The following is a 20,196-nucleotide window of genomic DNA, read 5'->3' on the forward strand; positions in this document are numbered from 1 at the left end:
CTTTCACAAATGTAGAAAAGGGCGAATGGTTCGGGTTTTCCGGATAATTCGCCCTTTTTCGTTGATTTGCTAAAGTATTATTTAGAGGAATGAATACAGGATAATTACAAGATGATCACTATCTAACTACTAGGTTGCGCTACCCTTGAGCTACCCTTGCGATAGGGTTAAACTACCTTAGGGGTATCTCAACAGTAGCGTAACGGTAGTTCAAGGGTAGCTCAAGGGTAGCGCAACCCTGTATTCATCCTGTAATTATATAGTTATTATGTTGTAATTATTTCAGAGTCTGGTAGGTTTTATAACACTTTCTTGTGTAGTTTGCTTTATCCTGTGCTTAATGTAGTTTTGGTTTTGAAATTGATAATCTTTAAATTGCGCAGGTAGAAAGACAAGATTATGAGAAGATATATTTTAGTTGTAGCGTTGTTGTTAGCTGTTAATTTGCATGGAAAAGCGCAGCAACCAAAGATGCCTACGGCTCAGGAGATGACTGTTAAGAATGTAGACGAGTTGGAAAAGAGATTGAAATTAACTCCAACGCAGAAAAGTGTAATTTATAATTACGTATTCGATATGTCTAAACAGCAATTGGAGCTAATTAAAAGGCAACAAGCCGGTACATCAAAAGAAGATGATATAACAAAGTTCTATAAGCTTCAGAATGATACAAATGATAACATTAGGACAATCTTAAAAGGAGATCAGTTGCCAGAGTTTGAAAAGGTATTAGAAGATCGCTTGAATGGTGGTAATACTAAGAAAAAGAAGAAAAAAGGTAAGAAAGGAAAAGAAGAGGAAGAAGAAGTGGTTACAGGTATTTCCGGATTGAAACTGAAACCTTAATTTTATTCTGTCTTTTAAAGATATAGAATAGCATAATAATAAAAGGGTCTAAACAATTGTTTAGACCCTTTTATTATTTAAGATAACCTGTTTTATACCAGGTCAAATCCGATATCTTCTCTGAAGTATTTACCATCGAAATAGATGCGGGCTGCGTCAGCTGTTGCTGATTGTAAGGCCTCGAATTGACTGTCTTGCAAACTCGATATTGCTAAAACACGTCCCCCGTTAGTCTTTACTACGCCTCCTTCAAGTGCTGTCCCAGCATGGAACACATGCGACTGACGTACATTTTCAATTCCACTGATCGCTTTTCCTTTTTCATAATCACCAGGGTATCCACCGGCAACTACCATTACTGTTGCTGCATTTTTAGGGCTGATACTTAGTTTATAGTCCTTTAGTTTTTTCTTGGCTGTAGCCATGAATAGTTCTACAAGATCATTTTCAATTCTCAACATCACGCTTTCCGTTTCCGGATCACCCATGCGGCAATTGTATTCTATAATCATTGGCTTGTCGCCTACTTTAAATAAGCCGAAGAATATAAAGCCCGTATAATCAATCTTGTCCTTCTTAAGGCCATTAATTGTTGGTTTAATAATGCTTTCTTCTACAGCATCAAGGAATTTTTTGTCGGCAAATGGAACTGGAGAAACAGAACCCATACCTCCTGTATTTAAACCAGTGTCGGCCTGCCCAATCTTTTTATAGTCTTTTGCTTCTGGCAAAATTACATAGTTGTCACCATCAGTAAGGACAAATACCGAAAGTTCAATTCCGGTTAGATATTCTTCTATTACAACAAGTGAGCCTGCTGTACCAAATTTGCCTCCAAGCATTAATTGCAATTCGTCTTTAGCCTCAGCTACAGTCTGACAAATAACTACGCCTTTACCAGCGGCTAATCCATCTGCTTTTAATACGATTGGTAAACTATGGTTCTCCAGATAAGCCAGCCCTTGCTGCAAAGTTTCGTTGGTAAACGATTCGGATGCAGGTGTAGGGATGCCATGGCGTGCCATAAATTGTTTAGAGAAATCTTTACTACCTTCCAGAATTGCGCCTTCTTTTTTCGGGCCTATTACGGGAATTTTAGAAAGCTGATCATCATTGATAAAGAAATCGTGAATCCCATTTACCAGAGGTTCTTCAGGGCCAACAACTACCAGTTCGATGTTTTCTTTAAGGACGAGTGCTTTTACAGCATCGAAGTTATTGGGATTAATGTTTATGTTTTTACCATAAGCATTTGTGCCGCCATTACCTGGTGCGATAAACAGTTGTGAGCATTGCGAAGATTGGCTGATCTTCCAGGCAAAAGCACTTTCTCTGCCGCCGGAACCTAATAATAAGATATTCATCTATGTCTGATTTGTTGTTTTAATTATGATGCAACGTGTATCGACAGCAAATATACCGCTTTAGCTAAATTATCACAGCTTATTTCAAATAATGAAGTCTTACGTCAAAGTTATAATTGCAAAAAGACTAGCTGCTGAAATAAGAATCCATAAAACAGTTCCTTGTAAGAATGGGTTTAGGCCAATGTTTTTTAAAGTTTTAAGTGGTAAAACTGAACCGATGAGGAATAGGGTTAGGCTTAATAAAGCTTTAGCCAGAGGTGTTGTATAATGAGCTGCTTTTGCAAAGAACGGAATATATGTGTTTGCAAGAATGGCCAGTATAAACAATCCGATAAAATACGGAATCTGAATTTTAGTTTTATCTGTTTTAAACAAGTAGGTGGCAGCAAGAGATACGGGTATGATCCACAATGCTCTTGCCAGTTTAACGGTTGTCGCAATTTGCAAAGCTTGCTCCCCATATTTGCTGGCTGCACCAACGACAGAACTGGTGTCATGTATAGAAATTGCGCACCATAGGCCAAATTGTGATTGTGATAAATGGAAGTAATGACCGATTGTAGGGAATACTACTAGAGCAAGTGCATTTAATATAAATACAGTTCCTAATGCTATTGAAATCTGCTTTTCGTTCGCTCTGATTACCGGTGATAATGCTGCGATAGCACTTCCTCCGCATATAGCTGTTCCAGCAGAGATCAGCGAAGATGTTTTAAAATCAATTTTTAATGATTTACCGATAACATAACCTATTGTAAGTACAATAAATATAGACGCGATCGTAAATAGTATCCCCTCCTGACCTGATTTGATTACGCTTGATGTGTTCATGCCAAAGCCAAGGGCGATAATAGATATCCTTAATAATTGCTGGGTTACCTTCTGGCTGGTTGCGGGATAGGGATGTGGGATAAGTTGTGCAAGTAATATTCCTAGTGTTAATGAAATCACTGGCGATATAAAAGGGCATAAAGATAGGAGAGCAGTTGCAATAAAGATTGTTTTTTGAATGAGGTTTTTTGTTGAGGACTCCATAAATCTTGCTTATTTCGAAAGCAAAATTACCCCGGTTATTTGGTCGATTATTATTTCTAATACCTATGGCTTATTACTATAAGTTATAATGAAGCATAGCGAATCGCATCATTTTATTAACAATCGGGTTTTGGATGCCTTGGAGATGAATCAGGTAGAAGTTTCTTGTTATACTGAGCCTCTTGATTTCTATGATGCGTAATTCTCCATTCAAGAGCTCCTGGCTGATTGAATGTATCGACAGAAAGGCTACTGCCGATGAATGCTTAAGGTAAGATTTTATACTTTCGGTATTACCCAGCTGAATCTCAATAGGTAAATCAGCTGTTCGTAGTCCTATTGTTTTTAATGAATGGTCCACCACCTGTCTTGTGCCTGATCCTTGTTCGCGTATAATAAATTGGTAGGATGGAAGTGCTGCCGGATCAATTTCAGAAGTTTTTGCTAGTGGATGATTTTTATGGCAAACCAGGACAATTTCGTCTTTTATGAAATCTGTATAGCTAATTTCCTGGTTTTTTGAACGGCCTTCCACAATGCCTAGCTCAATTTCTTTATCAATTATTGCGCGCTCTATTTGCTCAGTATTACCCGTGAGTAATTTTAGTTCTATTTCGTTGAACTTCTTTTTAAACCCAGCTAGTATTGGGGCAATGATGTATTGTGAGATCGTAGTGCTCGCTCCCAGATTAAGCAATCCTTTATGTTTTTGCAAGAGGCTGTTCATATCAAAATCCATTGATCTATACATATTAAGGATGGTTTCCGTATGATTTAATAGCGTTTCTCCTGCTTGAGTGAGTTCAATTTTGTTCCCTTTACGTTCAAATAGTTTGTTGTTGTATTGTTGCTCCAGCTCGCGCACATGTTTAGTAATGGCAGGCTGACTGATATATAGTTCTTCTGCGGCTTTCGAAAAACTTAGCCTTTTGGCAACGCTATGAAAAACTGTTAATCGAAAATCTGCCATGTGTTTAATATCGGGGTATTCTGATGGTGCAAATTAGTTAATTTACTCAGGAGATTTGGTTATGAAATAGAATTTATTGCCACGGATTTCATTATATTAAAGATTAAAATTAGATTTGGCCCCTGAAACATTGCATAATAACTAAAAAAATAACTCTTTTATGAGGCATATTGTTACCTTATCGTTAGTCTTTTTTAGCTTGACCCACCTTGCAAAGGCGGAGCGGGCTGAAAGCATGCGTCTGGTAACTAAGTTTTGCAATAGTCAGCTTTTAAATAAAGATGCTTCAACACTAAGATTAAAACAGGTTGATGATGAACACCATCCTTTCTTTTTGTCGTACAGTGCGCTAACTTCAATAGGGATATTGCCAGAAAAGCGGATAGAACAGCATAGAATCAATAACTATGTTATAGTAGATCTGACGATAAAAGAACAGACTAAAAACAATAGTCCTTAATTCCCTCCTTCATTAAATAATACATACGCTAAATCCTGAAGTATTGGATATTTTATACTTTTAGCACCTTGCGACTGACATTGTGGCTTATAGCGCTACATGGCTTGGTTGTTGTAAATTGATCAATTTAAGAAAACAAACACAAAACACAATATGTTAGGATTTTTAACCAAGATATTTGGAAGCAAATCAGAAAGAGATATAAAGGCATTGCAGCCTATAGTTATCAAAATAAATGAAGAATATGCTAAGTTATCGTCATTAAGTAATGACGAATTGCGTAATAAAACAATATATTTTAAGGATGTTATTGCTAAAGCATTAGCTGATATTGATGGTAAAATTGCAGGGTTAAAAGCAGATGCAGAAGGCAATGAGTTGTCATTACCTGAAAAAACAGCGATTTATGATCAGATCGATGCATTGATTAAAGATCGTGATAAAGAACTTGAAGTTGTATTACAACAGATATTACCAGAAGCTTTTGCTGTGGTTAAGGAGACGTCAAGACGTTTTTCTGAGAATGAAACATTAGAAGTTACTGCAATGCAATTTGACCGCGACTATGCTGCGCGCAAAAAGAATGTTGTAATACAAGGTGATAAAGCACTTTGGGCGAATAAATGGGAGGCTGCAGGTGTAGACGTAAACTGGAACATGGTACATTATGATGTACAGTTGATCGGTGGTATGGTATTGCACAGTGGTAAAATTGCTGAGATGGCAACTGGTGAGGGTAAAACTTTAGTAAGTACATTGCCTGCTTATCTGAATGCTTTGTCTGGACAAGGTGTGCACATTGTAACAGTGAACGATTATCTTGCTCGTCGTGACTCTGAATGGAATGGCCCTCTATTTGAGTTCCATGGCCTTTCTGTTGACTGTATCGATAAGCATGAGCCTAACTCGCAAGAGCGTAGAAATGCTTATCTGGCCGACATTACCTACGGTACAAACAATGAGTTTGGTTTTGATTATCTGCGTGACAACATGTCGCAAACTCCTGACCAACTGGTACAACGTAAATTGCACTTTGCTATGGTGGATGAGGTCGATTCAGTTTTAATTGATGATGCACGTACACCTTTAATCATTTCAGGGCCTGTACCTTTTGGAGATCAGCATGAGTTTCATGAATTAAAACCAAGGATTGAACGTTTGGTAGCTGCACAAAGAGAATTTGTAACGAAGTCTTTAAATGAAGCTAAGAAATTAATTAATGACGGTAAAGCCGGGACTGAAGAGGGTGAAGGTGGTTTAGCATTATTACGTGCACACCGTGGTTTACCTAAAAATAAAGCATTGATTAAGTTTTTAAGTGAGGGTAGTGTTAAACAAACCCTATTGAAAACTGAAAACCATTATATGGCAGATCAGTCGAAGAATATGCCTAAAGTAGATGCTGAACTGTTTTTCTATATTGACGAGAAAAACAATCAGGTGGAGCTTACTGAAAAAGGTATTGAGCTGATCACCAAATCTGGTGAAGATCCTCATTTCTTTGTATTACCTGATGTAGGTACTGAGATTGCTGATATTGAAAAATCATCATTAAGCAGCGAAGAAAAAATTGCTCAGAAAGATGCTTTAATGCGTGATTATTCGATCAAGGCTGAGCGTATTCACTCTGTGAATCAGTTGTTGAAAGCTTATACCTTATTTGAGATTGATGTAGAATACATCGTTGATGAAGGAAAGATCAAGATTGTTGATGAGCAGACGGGTCGTATTATGGATGGCCGTCGTTATTCAGATGGTTTACACCAGGCAATTGAGGCGAAAGAGAATGTGAAAGTTGAGGATGCCTCGCAGACATATGCAACGGTAACTTTGCAGAACTTCTTTAGAATGTACCACAAACTTTGTGGTATGACGGGTACTGCTACAACTGAAGCAGGTGAATTCTGGTCAATCTATAAACTGGATGTAGTGGAAATACCTACGAACAGAGTTATTTCAAGAAAAGATCATCAGGATTACGTTTACCGTACGGTACGTGAAAAATATAATGCTGTAGCAGAAGAAATTGTAAAACTAACTGAGGCAGGTCGCCCGGTATTGGTAGGTACAACTTCTGTTGAGATTTCGGAATTGCTGAGCAGAATGCTTAAACTTCGTGGAATCAAACACAACGTATTAAACGCGAAGATGCACCAGAAAGAGGCAGATATTGTTGCCGAAGCTGGTCAGGCTGGACAAGTTACCATCGCTACCAACATGGCTGGTCGTGGTACCGATATTAAATTAGGCCCAGGGGTTAAAGACGCTGGAGGTTTAGCGATTGTTGGTACAGAACGTCATGAGTCTCGTCGTGTTGACAGGCAATTACGTGGTCGTGCTGGTCGTCAGGGTGATCCGGGTTCGTCTCAGTTCTTCGTATCCCTTGAAGATAACTTAATGAGGTTGTTTGGTTCTGAAAGAATCTCTAACATCATGGTTAAAATGGGTATTGAAGATGGTGAGGTAATTCAGCATTCGATGATTACCAAATCTATTGAGCGTGCGCAGAAGAAAGTAGAGGAGAATAACTTTGGTATTCGTAAGCGTTTGCTTGAATATGATGATGTAATGAACTCACAACGTTCTGTAATCTATGCTAAGCGTAGAAACGCCTTGTTTGGGGATCGTTTGGATGTAGACATGAGCAATATGGCTTTTGATGTAGCAGAAGACATTGTGAGCGAATATAAAGAGGAAGGTAATTACGAAGGCTTTAAGCTGGAAGTAATTAAAAACTTCTCTGCTGATACTTCAATTGATGAGAATGAATTTTTATCAAAAGGTGTTCATCATTTAACTGATAAATTGTTTGAAGAAGTTTCTTCTTTCTATACAAGGAAATCTGATGCGATCATTGCTCAGGCAATGCCAGTATTGAACCAGGTATTTGAAGAACGTGGAGAGCAGATTGAGCAGATTGTTGTTCCGTTTACTGATGGGTTACGCAGTATACAGGTTCCTGTTGGCCTTAAAAAAGCAATAGATAATGGTGGACGTGAAATCACTAAATCATTTGAAAAGACAATTGTACTTGCATTGATCGATGAGTCCTGGAAAGAGCACTTACGTGAAATGGATGAACTGAAACAATCGGTACAAAATGCAGTTTATGAGCAGAAAGATCCATTGATTATCTATAAAATGGAAGCATTCAATTTGTTCAAAAATATGCTTAATGCAGTGAACAAAGAGGTCGTAAGCTTCTTATATAAAGGTGGTATTCCAATACAAACAGATCCTAACGATGTACGTGAGGCACAGGCTCCAAGGCCAGCATCAAGCAGATTAACTATGTCTAAACCAGAGTTCGGACAACCAACAGGCGGTGCCGATGGGATGGAAGATACCCGTGAACTTGCCCCTCAACAGCCAATTCGTAAAGAAGTAACTGTTGGCAGAAATGAGCCATGTCCGTGTGGAAGTGGAAAAAAATTCAAAAACTGTCACGGAGCAGGATTGTAATTTGTAATAAACATATAGAATGCCGAGTTTTGTAAAAGATTCGGCATTCTTTTTTTAATCCCCTTGATGAAGAAAATATTAACTGTTTTATTGTGTTGTTTGTCTGCTGCTGCTGTTGCCCAGAATAAAGGGACAGTGTCTGTGGTAAAAGATCCTTTAATAGACAGTCTAATTGCCAAACGTATTGAATTGAACCGGAGACAGACTACAGCTCCTGTAGCAGTAAGTACGGGTAAACCCGGAACAACAATTGTATCTCAAATGGGCTACAGGGTACAGATTTTTTATGGATCTGACAGACGTGAGGTTTTTAATGAGCAAAGTAAATTCAATAACAGCTATCCTGAATTAAATACTTATATCACCTATAAACAACCCAATTACTATTTACGGGTTGGTGATTTTAGAACGCGGCTGGAAGCTCAGCGTTTTATGAATGAACTAAGAGGAATCTTCCCTACTTTGTTTATTTTCAGGGAAAAAATTAATGCACCTAACTTAAACTATAACAATGATTAAAGACAAGATTCAGGCACTTTCAGGTAATATATTTGAACAGGTTGTAGGCTTTCGCCAGCACTTGCATGCTAATCCGGAACTATCTTTTAAAGAGTTTCAGACCTCGGCTTTTATTAAAGGGATTTTAACAGAATGGGGAATTCCATTTACTGAAATGGCCAATACCGGTGTTGTCGGTTTAATTAAGGGTGATTTACCTTCGGACAATATAATTGCTTTGCGTGCAGATATGGATGCATTGCCAATTCTGGAAGCAAATGATAAGCCTTATGCATCTAAAAATCCAGGGGTGATGCATGCCTGCGGTCATGATGTACATAGCTCTTCATTGTTAGGTACTGCCTATATCTTGAATACTTTGAAAGCGGAATTTGGTGGTACAGTAAAACTAATATTTCAGCCGGGTGAAGAGATTTTACCAGGTGGGGCAAGCATAATGATCAAAGAAGGAGTATTAGAGAATCCGAAACCTCAGCACATCTTAGGGCAACATGTAATGCCGCTAATTGATGCCGGTAAAGTGGGTTTCCGTTCTGGTATTTATATGGCTTCAACAGATGAAATTTATGTAACAGTGCGTGGTAAGGGTGGACATGGTGCTCAGCCACATCAGAATATAGATCCAGTGCTAATTACTTCGCATATCATTGTGGCTTTGCAACAGATTGTAAGTAGAAATGCCGATCCTCGCCTGCCTTCGGTTCTTTCATTTGGAAAGGTGATTGCCAATGGTGCAACTAATATTATTCCTAATGAGGTGAAACTGGAAGGTACCTTCAGAACACTCAATGAAGAATGGCGTAAAGAAGCTAAACGACTGATGAAGAAGATGGCAGAAGGTATTGCAGAGAGTATGGGTGGAAGCTGTGAATTTAACATTATGGATGGTTATCCTTATTTGATTAATGAGGAGAAAGTTACGGCTAATGCACGTGCAGTTGCTGAAGAGTATCTTGGTAAAGAGCATGTTATTGATCTGGATATCTGGATGGCTGCGGAAGATTTTGCTTATTATTCTCAGATTACTGACGCTTGTTTTTATAGATTAGGTACAGGAAGTAAGGAGAAAGATACCTGCTATTCAGTACATACACCAAATTTCGATATTGATGAGGATGCATTGAGAGTCTCGACCGGTTTAATGGCTTATATGGCGGTTAAACAGTTGGGAAATTAATGAGGAAAACACCTTTTCTTATTGCATTTTTACTGTTTTGTATTGATGGTTTTGGCCAGGATGTTCCTCGCTTTAATCCTGATACGATACAAACTATTCAATTAGATTCTGCAGTAAATATTACTGCAGAACGCTTAAGTGCTGAAACTTTTATTCGTGCGGTAACTACAGATACCAGTTTTTATCAGTCGTTCCGAAACATGAAGAAATACGCATTTACAGCTGAAAATAACATTTTTACCTATGATAAAAAGAATAAGGTGAATGGAAAGCTGTATCGTAAAATCAGAAGAAATTCAAAAGCACCATGGGTAACTTATCTTTCTAAACAAGATACTGGTCACGTTTTTAAGAAAAACGGAAAATATGAATTGTATACTGTAGAAATGTTCGACTATATCTTTATGAATGCTTATGAATCGGCTTATACATCCGGATCTGGAATGGGGAGGGCTGAGAGTGCAAATGCCGGTTATAAGGAGAAGCTGAAGACTTTAATATTTTCTCCCGGCCGGCCGGTTAAAGGATTGCCATTTATAGGAGATAAGACGGCAATTTTTACGGCGAATATGCGCCAGTATTACGATTACAACTTTTATAGTGCTACCTATCTGGATTCTATTCCTGTTTATCGCTTTAAAGTTACGGTAAAACCAGATCTAAGTAAGGGGACGAAAGACGGATTGATGATTAAAGAGCTGACCACAATTTTTGATAAACGAAGTTTTGAGATTTTGGGCAGATATGTGGATATGAAGTACAGTAATATGTTGTTTGACTTTAATGTACAGATGAATATTGAGATGCAGTATTTTGGCGAAGAAAAACTCCCGGTAAAAGTTAGTTACCAAGGGAATTGGAATGTGCCATTAAAGAAGCCAGAACGTGCCAGCGTATTGGTACTGCAAAAGGATTACCGCTTAGAGAAGTAGCTTCCTGCAGTGGAATTTTCTTAACTTTACGGATGAAAGAATAAAGATTAAAGAATAGGCTAAGAATATGATAAATCAGGATACCATTACCAAAATTATGGACACTGCTCGTATTGAGGAGGTTGTTGGTGATTTTGTTGCGCTAAAAAAGCGTGGTTCCAGTTTAATCGGTAATTGCCCGTTCCACAATGAAAAAACACCTTCTTTTAACGTTTCAGTAACCAAGGGGATCTACAAATGCTTTGGTTGTGGTAAAGGGGGAGATTCGGTCCATTTTATCATGGATCATGAGAAGTATTCTTATCCTGAAGCGCTTAAATACCTGGCGAATAAGTATAATATTGAAGTAGAAGAGACTGTACAGTCTCCACAAAATATTGAAGCCCAGAATGCACGTGAAAGTTTATATATTGTTTCAGAGTATGCTGCAGGCTATTTTGCTAATGAATTATGGACTGGAAATGATGGCCGTGCAATTGGATTAAGTTATTTCAAGGAGCGTGGTTTCAGAGAAGATATCTTAAAGAAATTTCAGATAGGTTATTCGCCGGATAATTGGGATTCTTTAATCCAGAACGCCGTTGCTGCAGGTCATAAGGAAGAATATCTTGAAAAAACAGGCCTTGCCATCCGGAATGATAAAGGGAAGCTTTACGATAGGTTTAGAGGTAGGGTTTTGTTCCCTATTCACAACTTTACAGGTAGGGTAATAGGATTTGGCGGGCGTACTTTAAAAACGGATAAAAACGTTCCTAAATACGTTAACTCACCGGAGAGTGATATTTATCATAAGTCGAACGTCCTTTACGGCTTGTATCATGCTAAAAAGGCTATTCGGGAATTTGATAACTGTTATTTAGTTGAAGGTTATGCGGATGTTCTTGCCGTTCATCAGGCGGATATTGAAAATGTGGTGGCCTCATCTGGTACTTCATTAACTACAGAACAGATCAGACTGATTGGTAGGTTCACACAGAATGTAACCATTCTTTATGATGGTGATGCTGCAGGAATAAAAGCCTCCTTGCGTGGATTAGATATGATACTGGAAGAAGGCCTTAATGTTAAGGTCGTTCTTTTCCCGGACGGACACGATCCTGATTCTTATATGCACCATGTTGGGTCTGGGGCATTTAAAAAGCATATAGAAAACAATCGGGAAGACTTTATCCTGTATAAGGCTACTATGTTGCTTAAAGAAGCTGGTACAGATCCTATTAAAAGAGCAGGTGTGATCAGGGATATCATTGAGAGTATTGCTAAAATACCAGATGAGATTAAAGCTGCTGTTTTTGTAAGAGAATGTAGTACCCTGTTGCAGGTCGAAGAGAGAACATTGCTTTCTGAACTCAATAAAATCAAGGTTGCTAAATTTAAAAAAGCTTCAGCAAATTCTCCCAGCCCACAGACGAAATCTTTTCAGCAGCATCAGAACAATTATCAACCTTACGAGGATGGGCCACCTGATAATCTTTTTGAAAATCCCGGGGGACCGTATGAGCCGTCTGAACCTGCAGAGCCAGCTAATAATGATCAGATACAGGAGCGTGAAATCGTGAGGTTATTGCTCGCATTTGGACACGAGTTGGTGAATTGGGACAAAATCGATAATATGTATATTGGATCGTTCATTATACAAAACCTGACGGATGTTGTATTTAAAGATAAGCTTTGTAACAGTATCATTGAGAGTTACAGGGAGGAGATAAATAACGGACATTTACCTGTCGCAAGTCAGTTTATAAATAGTCGGGACAGAGATATTGCCGATCTTGCGATTACACTTTCTACCTCGCCTTATAGTTTAAGCGAGAACTGGGAAAAAAAGCATGATATCTATGTGAAGGATGAAAGTGAAAATCTTAAAGCTACTATTTTGGGTGGTCTGTTTCACTTAAAAAAAACTAAGATAGCAGGGATATTAACAGACATCTCCAATGAGATAAAAACAGAACAAGATCCTGTAAATATGGAAATTCTGCTGCAAAGGTTCATGGCGATGAAAGGGGTTGAGCGAGAGATTTCCAAACATTTGGGTATCACTATTTTGAAATAGATATGGCGGCACACAATGATCTTGGTAAACGGGGAGAGGAGATAGCTGGAGCTTATCTGACAAACCTGGGTTACAAGATTCTTAATACTAACTGGAGGTGTGCAAGAGCTGAAATTGATCTGATTGCAGATCAGGGAGGGACGATTGTTTTTGTAGAAGTGAAGACCCGTAGTTCTGTTGATTATGGGCAGCCCGAAGAATTTGTGAATTATAAAAAAGAGCGTCAGCTAGAGTTCGCTTCTTCAGTTTATATCGACATGAAAAACCATCAGGGAGAGATTCGTTTTGATATTATTGCAATTGTTTTTGAAAATGAACACCTTTATAAAATTAATCATATTGAAGATGCATTTTGGCCAAGTTAAAAATACCTTTAAAGCAATGACTCTAATTTGCTTATTGTTTAGTTTATTGTTTACTGTTTCCTGTAATGAGAAATCATCTGCACCGAATATATCATTTAAAATGCCTGAACAAGGGCAGGCGTTTGGTATGGGTGAAGAAGTAAAAATTACACTGGATGTACCTGAAGGAACTAGTATTACTGAAGCTACTTATCTAATTGATGGTAAGGAAGTAGGTAAAAAAAACAATGCTGATGAGATTTCTGTAAATACAGCAGGTCTTTCATTGGGATATAAGTTGATTACGGCTATTGTTAATAATGGTTCAATAAAAGACACACTTACGATTAACATTGAACTTAAATCCTCTGTAAAACCTGAACTATACAGTTATCAGATTGTAAATAGATTCCCGCACGATACATCTGCCTATACACAAGGGTTAGAATACCATAATGGTCGCTTTTTAGAAAGTACAGGGCAGGAACAACATTCTTCTTTACGATGGGTGGATGTTACCACAGGTAAAGTATTACAGCAGATTAAACTGGACGATCAGTATTTTGGAGAGGGTTCAAGTTTAGTAGGCGACAAAGTTGTTATGTTGACTTGGAGAAATCGCTTAGGATTAGTATTTGATGCTAAGTCATTCAAGCAAATATCTACTTTTCCTTATCAGGCAAGTATGGAAGGTTGGGGACTTACTTTTGATGGGAATCAGTTGATTAAATCTGATGGAACTAATAAAATCTGGTTTCTTAATAAAGATACTTATAAGGAAGAAAGTTCGATAGTTGTTTATGATCATAATGGCCCTGTAGATTCGTTGAATGAGCTGGAATATATTGATGGGAAGATATATGCAAATGTTTATACCTACAACTATATTGTGGTTATTGATCCTAAGACTGGTATTGTAGAAAAGCAAATTGACTTTTCTGGCTTACTTCCTGTTGATTATTTTAAAGATGAGGAGGCGAAAGCAAATAACGTGTTGAATGGAATTGCATGGGATAAGGCAGGTAAACGTTTATTTGTTACAGGTAAAAAGTGGCCTCATATGTTTGAAGTGAAAGTTCAGCCTAAGAAATAGATAAAATATTTTAAGAAATTTAAAAAAGCCAATTGCAAACTGCAATTGGCTTTTTTTAAATGTCAGATAAGCTTACTTCTTTTCTTTAGGCTCGCTCATGTAGCCGTTAAAAGATATAGGCTGTCTGTTGTTGCTGTTTACATTTAAGGTAGCATAACCATTTTCTGAAACATTTAATACCATAGACTCCGCTGCTTTTGTGTCTTTAAACTTCATAACAATTTGCCATGAACCTCTTTTCTTTTTGTCAGCTTTATATGTGAAATCTTTAGATTTGAATTTAATACCTGAATCATCAGGGTTCATTGTTGCAGTATAAGCTCTACCATAGTAAGGTAAATAAGCTTCAATACTATCTTTGGTAACAACAACTTGGTATTGACTTCCAGAAAGCTGAATATTTCCTGCTCCAGTGCCCCCCGGCATTCTACTCAGTATTTTATTTACGTCATGATTTGCCATGGGCATTGCGGAACTTGCATTAAATACATAGTTCTGGTTCTCAATGATTTTAATTGTAGTTTCCTTGTCTGTTTGGGCATTCACCTGCATAGCTATAAACAATGCAGCAAAAGCGAAAATATTTCTTATTGTTTTCATCTGTATATTTTTTTGTTTAATATAATGTTTAACAGTTTTAAGATGCCTGCATATGTTATTTTCCATAAAATATGCAGGTTCTTTTGTCATTTATTTATTAGAACAAAAATCCTTGATAAAGGTTTAATTTACTGATGTTTAAACGTATAAAAATTGTTTACCTCTTTATCTCCAGCTTTTATATTGATTGATCAGCCCATTGGTAGAACCATCATGTGAAGTTATCTCAGCTTCTCCATCAAGCTCCGGTAATATGCTTTTAGCAAGCTGCTTACCAAGTTCTACTCCCCACTGATCAAAGCTGAAGATATTCCAGATGATACCTTGAACAAATATTTTATGTTCGTAGATGGCGATTAAGTTTCCAAGGCTATAAGGAGTAATCTTTTTCAGCAGAATAGAGTTTGTAGGTCTGTTCCCTTCAAATACTTTAAAAGGGGTTAGCTTTCCTATTTCAGCATCCGACATACCGTCTTTTTTTAATTCAGCAACAACCTGCTCCTTTGTTTTTCCATTCATCAGAGCTTCAGTTTGTGCGAAGAAGTTTGACAAGAGGATAGGGTGGTGATTGCCAATTGGATTTAAACTCTGTGCTGGTGCTATAAAATCACAAGGGATAATACGTGTACCCTGGTGAATAAGCTGGTAAAATGCATGCTGTCCATTGGTTCCTGGTTCACCCCAGATAATTGGGCCTGTTTCATAAGTAACATCATTGCCATTGCGGTCTACATGTTTACCATTACTTTCCATATCTCCTTGTTGAAAATAAGCAGCAAAACGGTGCATGTATTGATCGTAAGGAAGGATTGCCTGTGTTTCTGCATCGAAGAAATTGATATACCAAATGCCCAATAAAGCCAATATAACAGGTACATTGACTTCAAACTCAGCATTTTCAAAATGTTGATCAGCAGCATGTGCACCAGCTAATAATTGTTTGAAATTATCATAGCCAACGCTTAAAGCGATTGGCAATCCAATTGCGCTCCATAATGAATATCTACCACCTACCCAATCCCAGAACTCGAACATGTTGTTGGTATCAATTCCAAAAGCGGCAACATCTTTTGCATTAGTTGATAAGGCGGCAAAGTGTTTAGCGATATCCTCTTTAGAACCTCCGTTTTCAATGAACCAGTCGCGCGCAGTATTCGCATTTGTCATGGTCTCTTGTGTTGTAAACGTTTTTGAAGCAATCAGGAACAAAGTTGTTTCAGGATCAACTGATTTTAATGTCTCAGCAATATGTGTTCCATCAATATTGGAAACAAAATGCATATTAAGGTGATTCTTATAAGCTTTTAATGCTTCTGTAACCATTACCGGGCCTAGATCTGAACCACCGATACCAATATTCACTACATCTGTAATGGCTTTACCAGTATAACCTTTCCAGTTTCCTGAAATGATTTGGTTACTGAATTTCTCCATTTTGTCAAGTACATTGTTCACTTCAGGTACAACGTTCTTTCCATCTACCAGGATCTCTTCATTACTCAGGTTGCGTAATGCAATGTGGAGTACTTGTCTACCCTCAGTCTGGTTGATCTTTTCACCACTAAACATTGCCTTAATTGCCTCATCAAGTTTGCACTCTCTAGCCAGTTGAATTAGCAATGCAATTGTAGTGTCATCTATTCTGTTTTTTGAATAGTCTACCAGAATATCTTCAAATAAAAGGGAGAATTTTTCAAATCGACCTTCATCTTCTGTAAAAAGATCTTTTATACTTTTCTTGTTGATGTCGATGAAATGATCTGCAAGGTATTTATACGCAGCGGTTTCCGTAAAATTTATAGTAGGAAGCATAATTAAAAAATGTTATATTTATTTAACGATACAAGATAGTAAAACGTTTAAAAAAGAGACCTATGTTAGAAAATTTAAGTCAGTTGGTAAAAGAAAATGTTCAGGATGCTATTGTAAACAATAGTGATATTCCGAACGAAAAAAATGAAGCTGCTATTTCTGCGGCTTCCGGGTCGATTGTTGATGCCCTTAAACAACAATTGTCTTCAGGGAATGTGGGTAATTTATTAGATGCTTTTAAGGGTGGGAATGCTGAAGGAAGTGTAGTAGCGCAGGAAGCGGCATCGGGTTTCACAGACAAACTGGCAGCAATGGGGATTAATATGGATGCAGCAAAAAATATAGCAGCTTCAGTTATTCCTTCCATTGTAGGAAAGTTTGTAAATAAAACAAATGATCCAAATGATAGTTCTTTTAATATTCAGGATGTTATAGCTAAAGTTTCGGGGCCTGATGGAAAGTTTGATCTTTCTGATGTGACCAGGATGTTTACAGAAAAAACGGATGTAAACGGAGATGGTAAGGATGATGGAATAATAGATAAATTAAAAGGACTTTTTAGTTAGGCGACTACAAAATTTTCAAGAAACAGGCTATATCAAAAAATGAATTGAAAGGATATAGCCTGTTTTGTTTTATATCCTATATTTGTGAAATGACTAAAGAACACATTCAGGATTTAAGGGACAGAGTAGCGTCGCTGAGGAGGTATCTTTGACGTCGAAAACCGACTAGAGGATATTCGTATTGAGCAGGAACTTACCCTGCAGCCTAATTTTTGGGATGATCCTAAAAAGGCCGAAAAACATATTGCAGAGATTAATTCGAAGAAAGTCTGGACAGATGCCTGGCAAAAGGCCAATACCTTACTTGAAGATACATTAGTGCTTTTTGATTTTTTACAAAGTGGAGATGCTTCTGAAGAAGAAATGCAGGAGCAGTATGATCTTTGTTTGAAAGCAATTGAAGATCTCGAACTTAAAAATATGCTGAACAGTAAGGAAGATCAACTTCCGGCAGTTATGCAGATTACAGCAGGTGCTGGTGGTACGGAAAGCTGTGATTGGGCTTACATGTTGATGCGGATGTATTTGATGTGGGGCGAAAAGAATGGATATAAAGTAACCGAACAGGATTATTTGGAAGGAGAGATTGCTGGTGTGAAGACGGTTACATTGCAGTTTTCCGGGGAATTCGCTTATGGATACTTAAAAGGTGAGAATGGAGTGCATCGTTTGGTTAGGATTTCTCCTTTTGATTCAAATGCGCGCAGGCATACTTCTTTTGCTTCAGTATATGTTTATCCTCTTGTAGATGATACTATAGAAATTGAAGTGAAAGATTCTGAAATTGAATTTGAGACTTTCCGTTCTGGCGGCGCAGGTGGACAGAATGTGAATAAGGTAGAAACGGCTGTACGTTTACATCATAAACCATCTGGTATCATCATTAAAAACCAGGAATCAAGATCTCAACTTCAAAATAAAGAAAATGCTATTCGTCTGTTAAAATCTCAGCTATATGAGTTAGAAATGCGTAAGCGTATGGAAGCAAGTGCATTGATAGAAGGTAGCAAGAAGAAAATAGAGTGGGGGTCACAGATAAGAAGTTATGTATTGGATGACCGGAGGGTTAAAGATCATAGGACAAACTTCCAATCATCTAATCCGCAGGCTGTATTAGATGGTGAACTAAATGATTTTTTAAAGGCCTATTTAATGGAGTTTTAAATGAAATTTGTAAGTATATTATTCATGACAGTATTGTTATCGGTAAATAGTTTGATGGGACAGCAGGTATTGCCACTTTATTCCGGTGCCATCCCTGGGGCGAAATCAACGCCTTCTGATTATCAGGAAATAACAACAAAACGTGGCGAGGGAAGAACAGGCATAACTAAAGTATCAGTACCAACACTAACTTTATTTGAGCCTGTAAAGGGGCGGGCAAATGGTACAGCTGTAATAATTTGTCCTGGTGGAGGTTACTCAGGGTTGGCAATAGAGCACGAGGGTTATCAAGTTGGAGAAAGATTCGCAGCATTAGGTGTGACTGCTTTTGTATTGAAATATCGCTTGCCAAGTGATGCGATTATGACAGATAGATCTATAGGACCACTTCAGGATGTAGAACAAGCTATATATATTATAAGAAAGAATGCTTCTAAATGGAAGATTGATCCGGTCAAAATTGGAGTGATGGGATTTTCAGCAGGTGGGCACCTGGCTTCGAGTTTAACTGTTCATTATAATGATGTCAAGATTGAGAACAAAGAGGGAATAAGTTTACGCCCTGATTTTTCAATTCTGATTTATCCTGTGATTTCATTTACTGAGTCGGCTCATGCCGGCTCTGCAAAGAATTTAGTTGGTGCTGACGAGAAGCTGCTACAATATTTTTCAAATGATAAATATGTGAATGCAGAAACTCCTCCAACTTTTATGGTGCATGCGAATGACGATAAAGCTGTTCCTGTAGAAAATAGCATCATGTTTAATCTGGCAATGGTAAAGGTAAAGGCGAAAGCAGAGTTACATATCTATCAGGCAGGAGGTCATGGTTTTGGTATGAAAAACCCGACCACTACAGAAGACTGGTTTTTGAATCTTGAAGGATGGTTGAAAGGCAATAAGTTTTTATAAAAGACTTTTACAGGTTATCACTGTTAAGGATTTCCTGTAATTGCTTTAGTTCAATAACTTTTTCTGTTGAGCCGAGGTTTTCATAAGCAGAAATCAGGTTTCTAATGATTCTTCTGATGATTTCTACATTGCTGCAGGGGGCATAAAAACCTGGTAATGGATCGAGGTTTAATTGACGTAAAAACTGATCTACATCGTGTTTTCCAAAGATCGCTCCCTTATTGAAAGCATTGATATAAAACAGCACCCCAAATTCATGCTCATCTTTTCTGCTCTCGTCAATATAACCAAGTATAAAATGTTGAGGTAGATTTACTCCGTATACTGGAATGTCAAGTTTTTGGGCAAGAGTAGAGTAAATAATAGCGAGGGAAATCTGATTCCCTTTTTTACTTTCCATTACCTGACTGATATATGAATTTTGAGGGTCGTGGTGGTTCTTTGTATTCCCGCTAAAACCATACACATTATAAAATACATGATTGATGAGCTTTATTTTTTCTATTGAACTCATCTCATATTGCAGGTCTAACCAGATTTCTCTTTTGATGTCTTCTATTTGAATGATCAGCTTTTGTTCATCAAGGTCTGGATATTGGTAACGGTTAATAACGAGGGCACCTTTTAATAGATCAAATGCTCCGCTATGGTACCATAAATTAAGGTCTTCCTTTACGCTGTTAAATTGGATTTTGTGTACAATGTTTTCTATGCGCTCTTGTAGTAAAGAATCAAGCGCATGTTCCCACTCGTTTTCAAGGAAATCAACAACCTGCGTTCCGTATTCGAGCAAGCGTTTCTCAACGTGCTCATAAACTTCCAGATCTGGATCATCAAGAAGTTTTACCAATGCATTTATTTCTTTATTATTTTCCATTAAA

Annotated in this window: 18 protein-coding genes; 12 read left to right on the forward strand and 6 right to left on the reverse strand. The window is 37.7% G+C overall.

From position 1 onward, the window contains the following. Positions 1 to 399: 399 nt before the first annotated feature. Positions 400 to 846 carry a hypothetical protein gene (locus ABDJ41_RS01920; protein ID WP_349784047.1) on the forward strand — a complete coding sequence of 149 codons (447 nt, stop codon included), beginning with the start codon at positions 400 to 402 and terminating at the stop codon, positions 844 to 846. 92 nt (positions 847 to 938) lie between these two features. Here ABDJ41_RS01920 and purD read toward each other — a convergent pair whose 3' ends face one another. From purD to ABDJ41_RS01935, 3 genes are all read right to left on the reverse strand, one after another. Further along, on the reverse strand, positions 939 to 2,210 hold the full coding sequence (gene purD, locus ABDJ41_RS01925) for a phosphoribosylamine--glycine ligase (RefSeq protein WP_349784048.1): 1,272 nt from the start codon (positions 2,208 to 2,210) through the stop codon (positions 939 to 941). A 99-nt stretch (positions 2,211 to 2,309) separates the two neighbouring features. Then, on the reverse strand, positions 2,310 to 3,248 hold the full coding sequence (locus ABDJ41_RS01930) for a YeiH family protein (protein WP_349784049.1): 939 nt from the start codon (positions 3,246 to 3,248) through the stop codon (positions 2,310 to 2,312). Between the two features lie 76 nt (positions 3,249 to 3,324). Continuing rightward, positions 3,325 to 4,218 (reverse strand): LysR family transcriptional regulator, encoded by an 894-nt coding sequence (locus ABDJ41_RS01935; protein WP_349784050.1) that lies wholly within the window; start codon positions 4,216 to 4,218, stop codon positions 3,325 to 3,327. A gap of 160 nt (positions 4,219 to 4,378) precedes the next feature. Between ABDJ41_RS01935 and ABDJ41_RS01940 the strand changes: the two genes are divergently transcribed. From ABDJ41_RS01940 to ABDJ41_RS01975, 8 genes are all read left to right on the forward strand, one after another. Further along, positions 4,379 to 4,678, forward strand: a complete 300-nt coding sequence (locus ABDJ41_RS01940; RefSeq protein WP_349784051.1) for a hypothetical protein — start codon at positions 4,379 to 4,381, stop codon at positions 4,676 to 4,678. A 153-nt stretch (positions 4,679 to 4,831) separates the two neighbouring features. After that, positions 4,832 to 8,140: a preprotein translocase subunit SecA gene (gene secA, locus ABDJ41_RS01945; RefSeq protein ID WP_349784052.1), complete on the forward strand. Its 3,309-nt coding sequence runs from the start codon at positions 4,832 to 4,834 to the stop codon at positions 8,138 to 8,140. A 66-nt stretch (positions 8,141 to 8,206) separates the two neighbouring features. Further along, positions 8,207 to 8,659, forward strand: a complete 453-nt coding sequence (locus ABDJ41_RS01950; RefSeq protein WP_349784053.1) for an SPOR domain-containing protein — start codon at positions 8,207 to 8,209, stop codon at positions 8,657 to 8,659. Beyond that, on the forward strand, positions 8,652 to 9,836 hold the full coding sequence (locus ABDJ41_RS01955; RefSeq protein ID WP_349784054.1) for a M20 metallopeptidase family protein: 1,185 nt from the start codon (positions 8,652 to 8,654) through the stop codon (positions 9,834 to 9,836). Before ABDJ41_RS01950 ends, ABDJ41_RS01955 begins: the two co-directional genes overlap by 8 nt. After that, on the forward strand, positions 9,836 to 10,768 hold the full coding sequence (locus ABDJ41_RS01960) for a hypothetical protein (protein ID WP_349784055.1): 933 nt from the start codon (positions 9,836 to 9,838) through the stop codon (positions 10,766 to 10,768). Before ABDJ41_RS01955 ends, ABDJ41_RS01960 begins: the two co-directional genes overlap by 1 nt. A 67-nt stretch (positions 10,769 to 10,835) precedes the next feature. Next, positions 10,836 to 12,824 (forward strand): DNA primase, encoded by a 1,989-nt coding sequence (gene dnaG, locus ABDJ41_RS01965; protein ID WP_349784056.1) that lies wholly within the window; start codon positions 10,836 to 10,838, stop codon positions 12,822 to 12,824. A gap of 2 nt (positions 12,825 to 12,826) precedes the next feature. Continuing rightward, a complete protein-coding gene (locus tag ABDJ41_RS01970) occupies positions 12,827 to 13,189 on the forward strand; it encodes a YraN family protein (RefSeq protein ID WP_349784057.1) in 363 nt (120 codons plus the stop codon). Positions 13,190 to 13,205: 16 nt separating this feature from the next. Then, entirely contained in the window at positions 13,206 to 14,261 is a 1,056-nt protein-coding gene (locus tag ABDJ41_RS01975; RefSeq protein ID WP_349784058.1) for a glutaminyl-peptide cyclotransferase, read from the forward strand. 72 nt (positions 14,262 to 14,333) lie between these two features. On the opposite strand, the gene ABDJ41_RS01980 is transcribed toward ABDJ41_RS01975, so the two are convergent. Together ABDJ41_RS01980 and pgi are read right to left on the reverse strand one after the other, a co-directional pair. Continuing rightward, positions 14,334 to 14,861, reverse strand: coding sequence for a DUF4251 domain-containing protein (locus ABDJ41_RS01980; RefSeq protein WP_349784059.1), 528 nt, complete (start codon positions 14,859 to 14,861; stop codon positions 14,334 to 14,336). A 165-nt stretch (positions 14,862 to 15,026) separates the two neighbouring features. Then, a complete protein-coding gene (gene pgi, locus ABDJ41_RS01985) occupies positions 15,027 to 16,673 on the reverse strand; it encodes a glucose-6-phosphate isomerase (protein WP_349784060.1) in 1,647 nt (548 codons plus the stop codon). Positions 16,674 to 16,735: 62 nt separating this feature from the next. On the opposite strand from pgi, the gene ABDJ41_RS01990 reads away from it, so the two are divergent. The 3 genes from ABDJ41_RS01990 (at position 16,736) to ABDJ41_RS02000 (ending at position 19,315) form a co-directional block, all read left to right on the forward strand. After that, positions 16,736 to 17,239, forward strand: a complete 504-nt coding sequence (locus tag ABDJ41_RS01990) for an alpha-amylase family protein (protein ID WP_349784061.1) — start codon at positions 16,736 to 16,738, stop codon at positions 17,237 to 17,239. 89 nt (positions 17,240 to 17,328) lie between these two features. Next, positions 17,329 to 18,403 (forward strand): peptide chain release factor 2 gene (gene prfB / locus ABDJ41_RS01995; RefSeq protein WP_349784062.1). Its coding sequence is split into 2 segments (ribosomal slippage): positions 17,329 to 17,388 and positions 17,390 to 18,403, totalling 1,074 coding nucleotides; the frame shifts between segments, so codons are not numbered across the junction. Then, positions 18,404 to 19,315, forward strand: coding sequence for an alpha/beta hydrolase (locus ABDJ41_RS02000; protein ID WP_349784063.1), 912 nt, complete (start codon positions 18,404 to 18,406; stop codon positions 19,313 to 19,315). It begins immediately after the preceding gene. 7 nt (positions 19,316 to 19,322) lie between these two features. Here ABDJ41_RS02000 and ABDJ41_RS02005 read toward each other — a convergent pair whose 3' ends face one another. Then, positions 19,323 to 20,192, reverse strand: a complete 870-nt coding sequence (locus tag ABDJ41_RS02005) for a transglutaminase-like domain-containing protein (RefSeq protein WP_349784064.1) — start codon at positions 20,190 to 20,192, stop codon at positions 19,323 to 19,325. Between the last annotated feature and the right edge of the window lie 4 nt (positions 20,193 to 20,196).

Source organism: Pedobacter sp. ASV1-7, from assembly GCF_040203335.1.
Taxonomy (GTDB): domain Bacteria; phylum Bacteroidota; class Bacteroidia; order Sphingobacteriales; family Sphingobacteriaceae; genus Pedobacter.

What these genes read in the sequence shown, in the direction of transcription:
- ABDJ41_RS01920 (WP_349784047.1), top strand. Translation starts at nt 400, where the DNA reads ATGAGAAGATATATTTTAGTTGTAGCGTTGTTGTTAGCTGTTAATTTG.
- purD (WP_349784048.1), bottom strand. Translation starts at nt 2,210, where the DNA reads ATGAATATCTTATTATTAGGTTCCGGCGGCAGAGAAAGTGCTTTTGCC.
- ABDJ41_RS01930 (WP_349784049.1), bottom strand. Translation starts at nt 3,248, where the DNA reads ATGGAGTCCTCAACAAAAAACCTCATTCAAAAAACAATCTTTATTGCA.
- ABDJ41_RS01935 (WP_349784050.1), bottom strand. Translation starts at nt 4,218, where the DNA reads ATGGCAGATTTTCGATTAACAGTTTTTCATAGCGTTGCCAAAAGGCTA.
- ABDJ41_RS01940 (WP_349784051.1), top strand. Translation starts at nt 4,379, where the DNA reads ATGAGGCATATTGTTACCTTATCGTTAGTCTTTTTTAGCTTGACCCAC.
- secA (WP_349784052.1), top strand. Translation starts at nt 4,832, where the DNA reads ATGTTAGGATTTTTAACCAAGATATTTGGAAGCAAATCAGAAAGAGAT.
- ABDJ41_RS01950 (WP_349784053.1), top strand. Translation starts at nt 8,207, where the DNA reads ATGAAGAAAATATTAACTGTTTTATTGTGTTGTTTGTCTGCTGCTGCT.
- ABDJ41_RS01955 (WP_349784054.1), top strand. Translation starts at nt 8,652, where the DNA reads ATGATTAAAGACAAGATTCAGGCACTTTCAGGTAATATATTTGAACAG.
- ABDJ41_RS01960 (WP_349784055.1), top strand. Translation starts at nt 9,836, where the DNA reads ATGAGGAAAACACCTTTTCTTATTGCATTTTTACTGTTTTGTATTGAT.
- dnaG (WP_349784056.1), top strand. Translation starts at nt 10,836, where the DNA reads ATGATAAATCAGGATACCATTACCAAAATTATGGACACTGCTCGTATT.
- ABDJ41_RS01970 (WP_349784057.1), top strand. Translation starts at nt 12,827, where the DNA reads ATGGCGGCACACAATGATCTTGGTAAACGGGGAGAGGAGATAGCTGGA.
- ABDJ41_RS01975 (WP_349784058.1), top strand. Translation starts at nt 13,206, where the DNA reads ATGACTCTAATTTGCTTATTGTTTAGTTTATTGTTTACTGTTTCCTGT.
- ABDJ41_RS01980 (WP_349784059.1), bottom strand. Translation starts at nt 14,861, where the DNA reads ATGAAAACAATAAGAAATATTTTCGCTTTTGCTGCATTGTTTATAGCT.
- pgi (WP_349784060.1), bottom strand. Translation starts at nt 16,673, where the DNA reads ATGCTTCCTACTATAAATTTTACGGAAACCGCTGCGTATAAATACCTT.
- ABDJ41_RS01990 (WP_349784061.1), top strand. Translation starts at nt 16,736, where the DNA reads ATGTTAGAAAATTTAAGTCAGTTGGTAAAAGAAAATGTTCAGGATGCT.
- ABDJ41_RS02000 (WP_349784063.1), top strand. Translation starts at nt 18,404, where the DNA reads ATGAAATTTGTAAGTATATTATTCATGACAGTATTGTTATCGGTAAAT.
- ABDJ41_RS02005 (WP_349784064.1), bottom strand. Translation starts at nt 20,192, where the DNA reads ATGGAAAATAATAAAGAAATAAATGCATTGGTAAAACTTCTTGATGAT.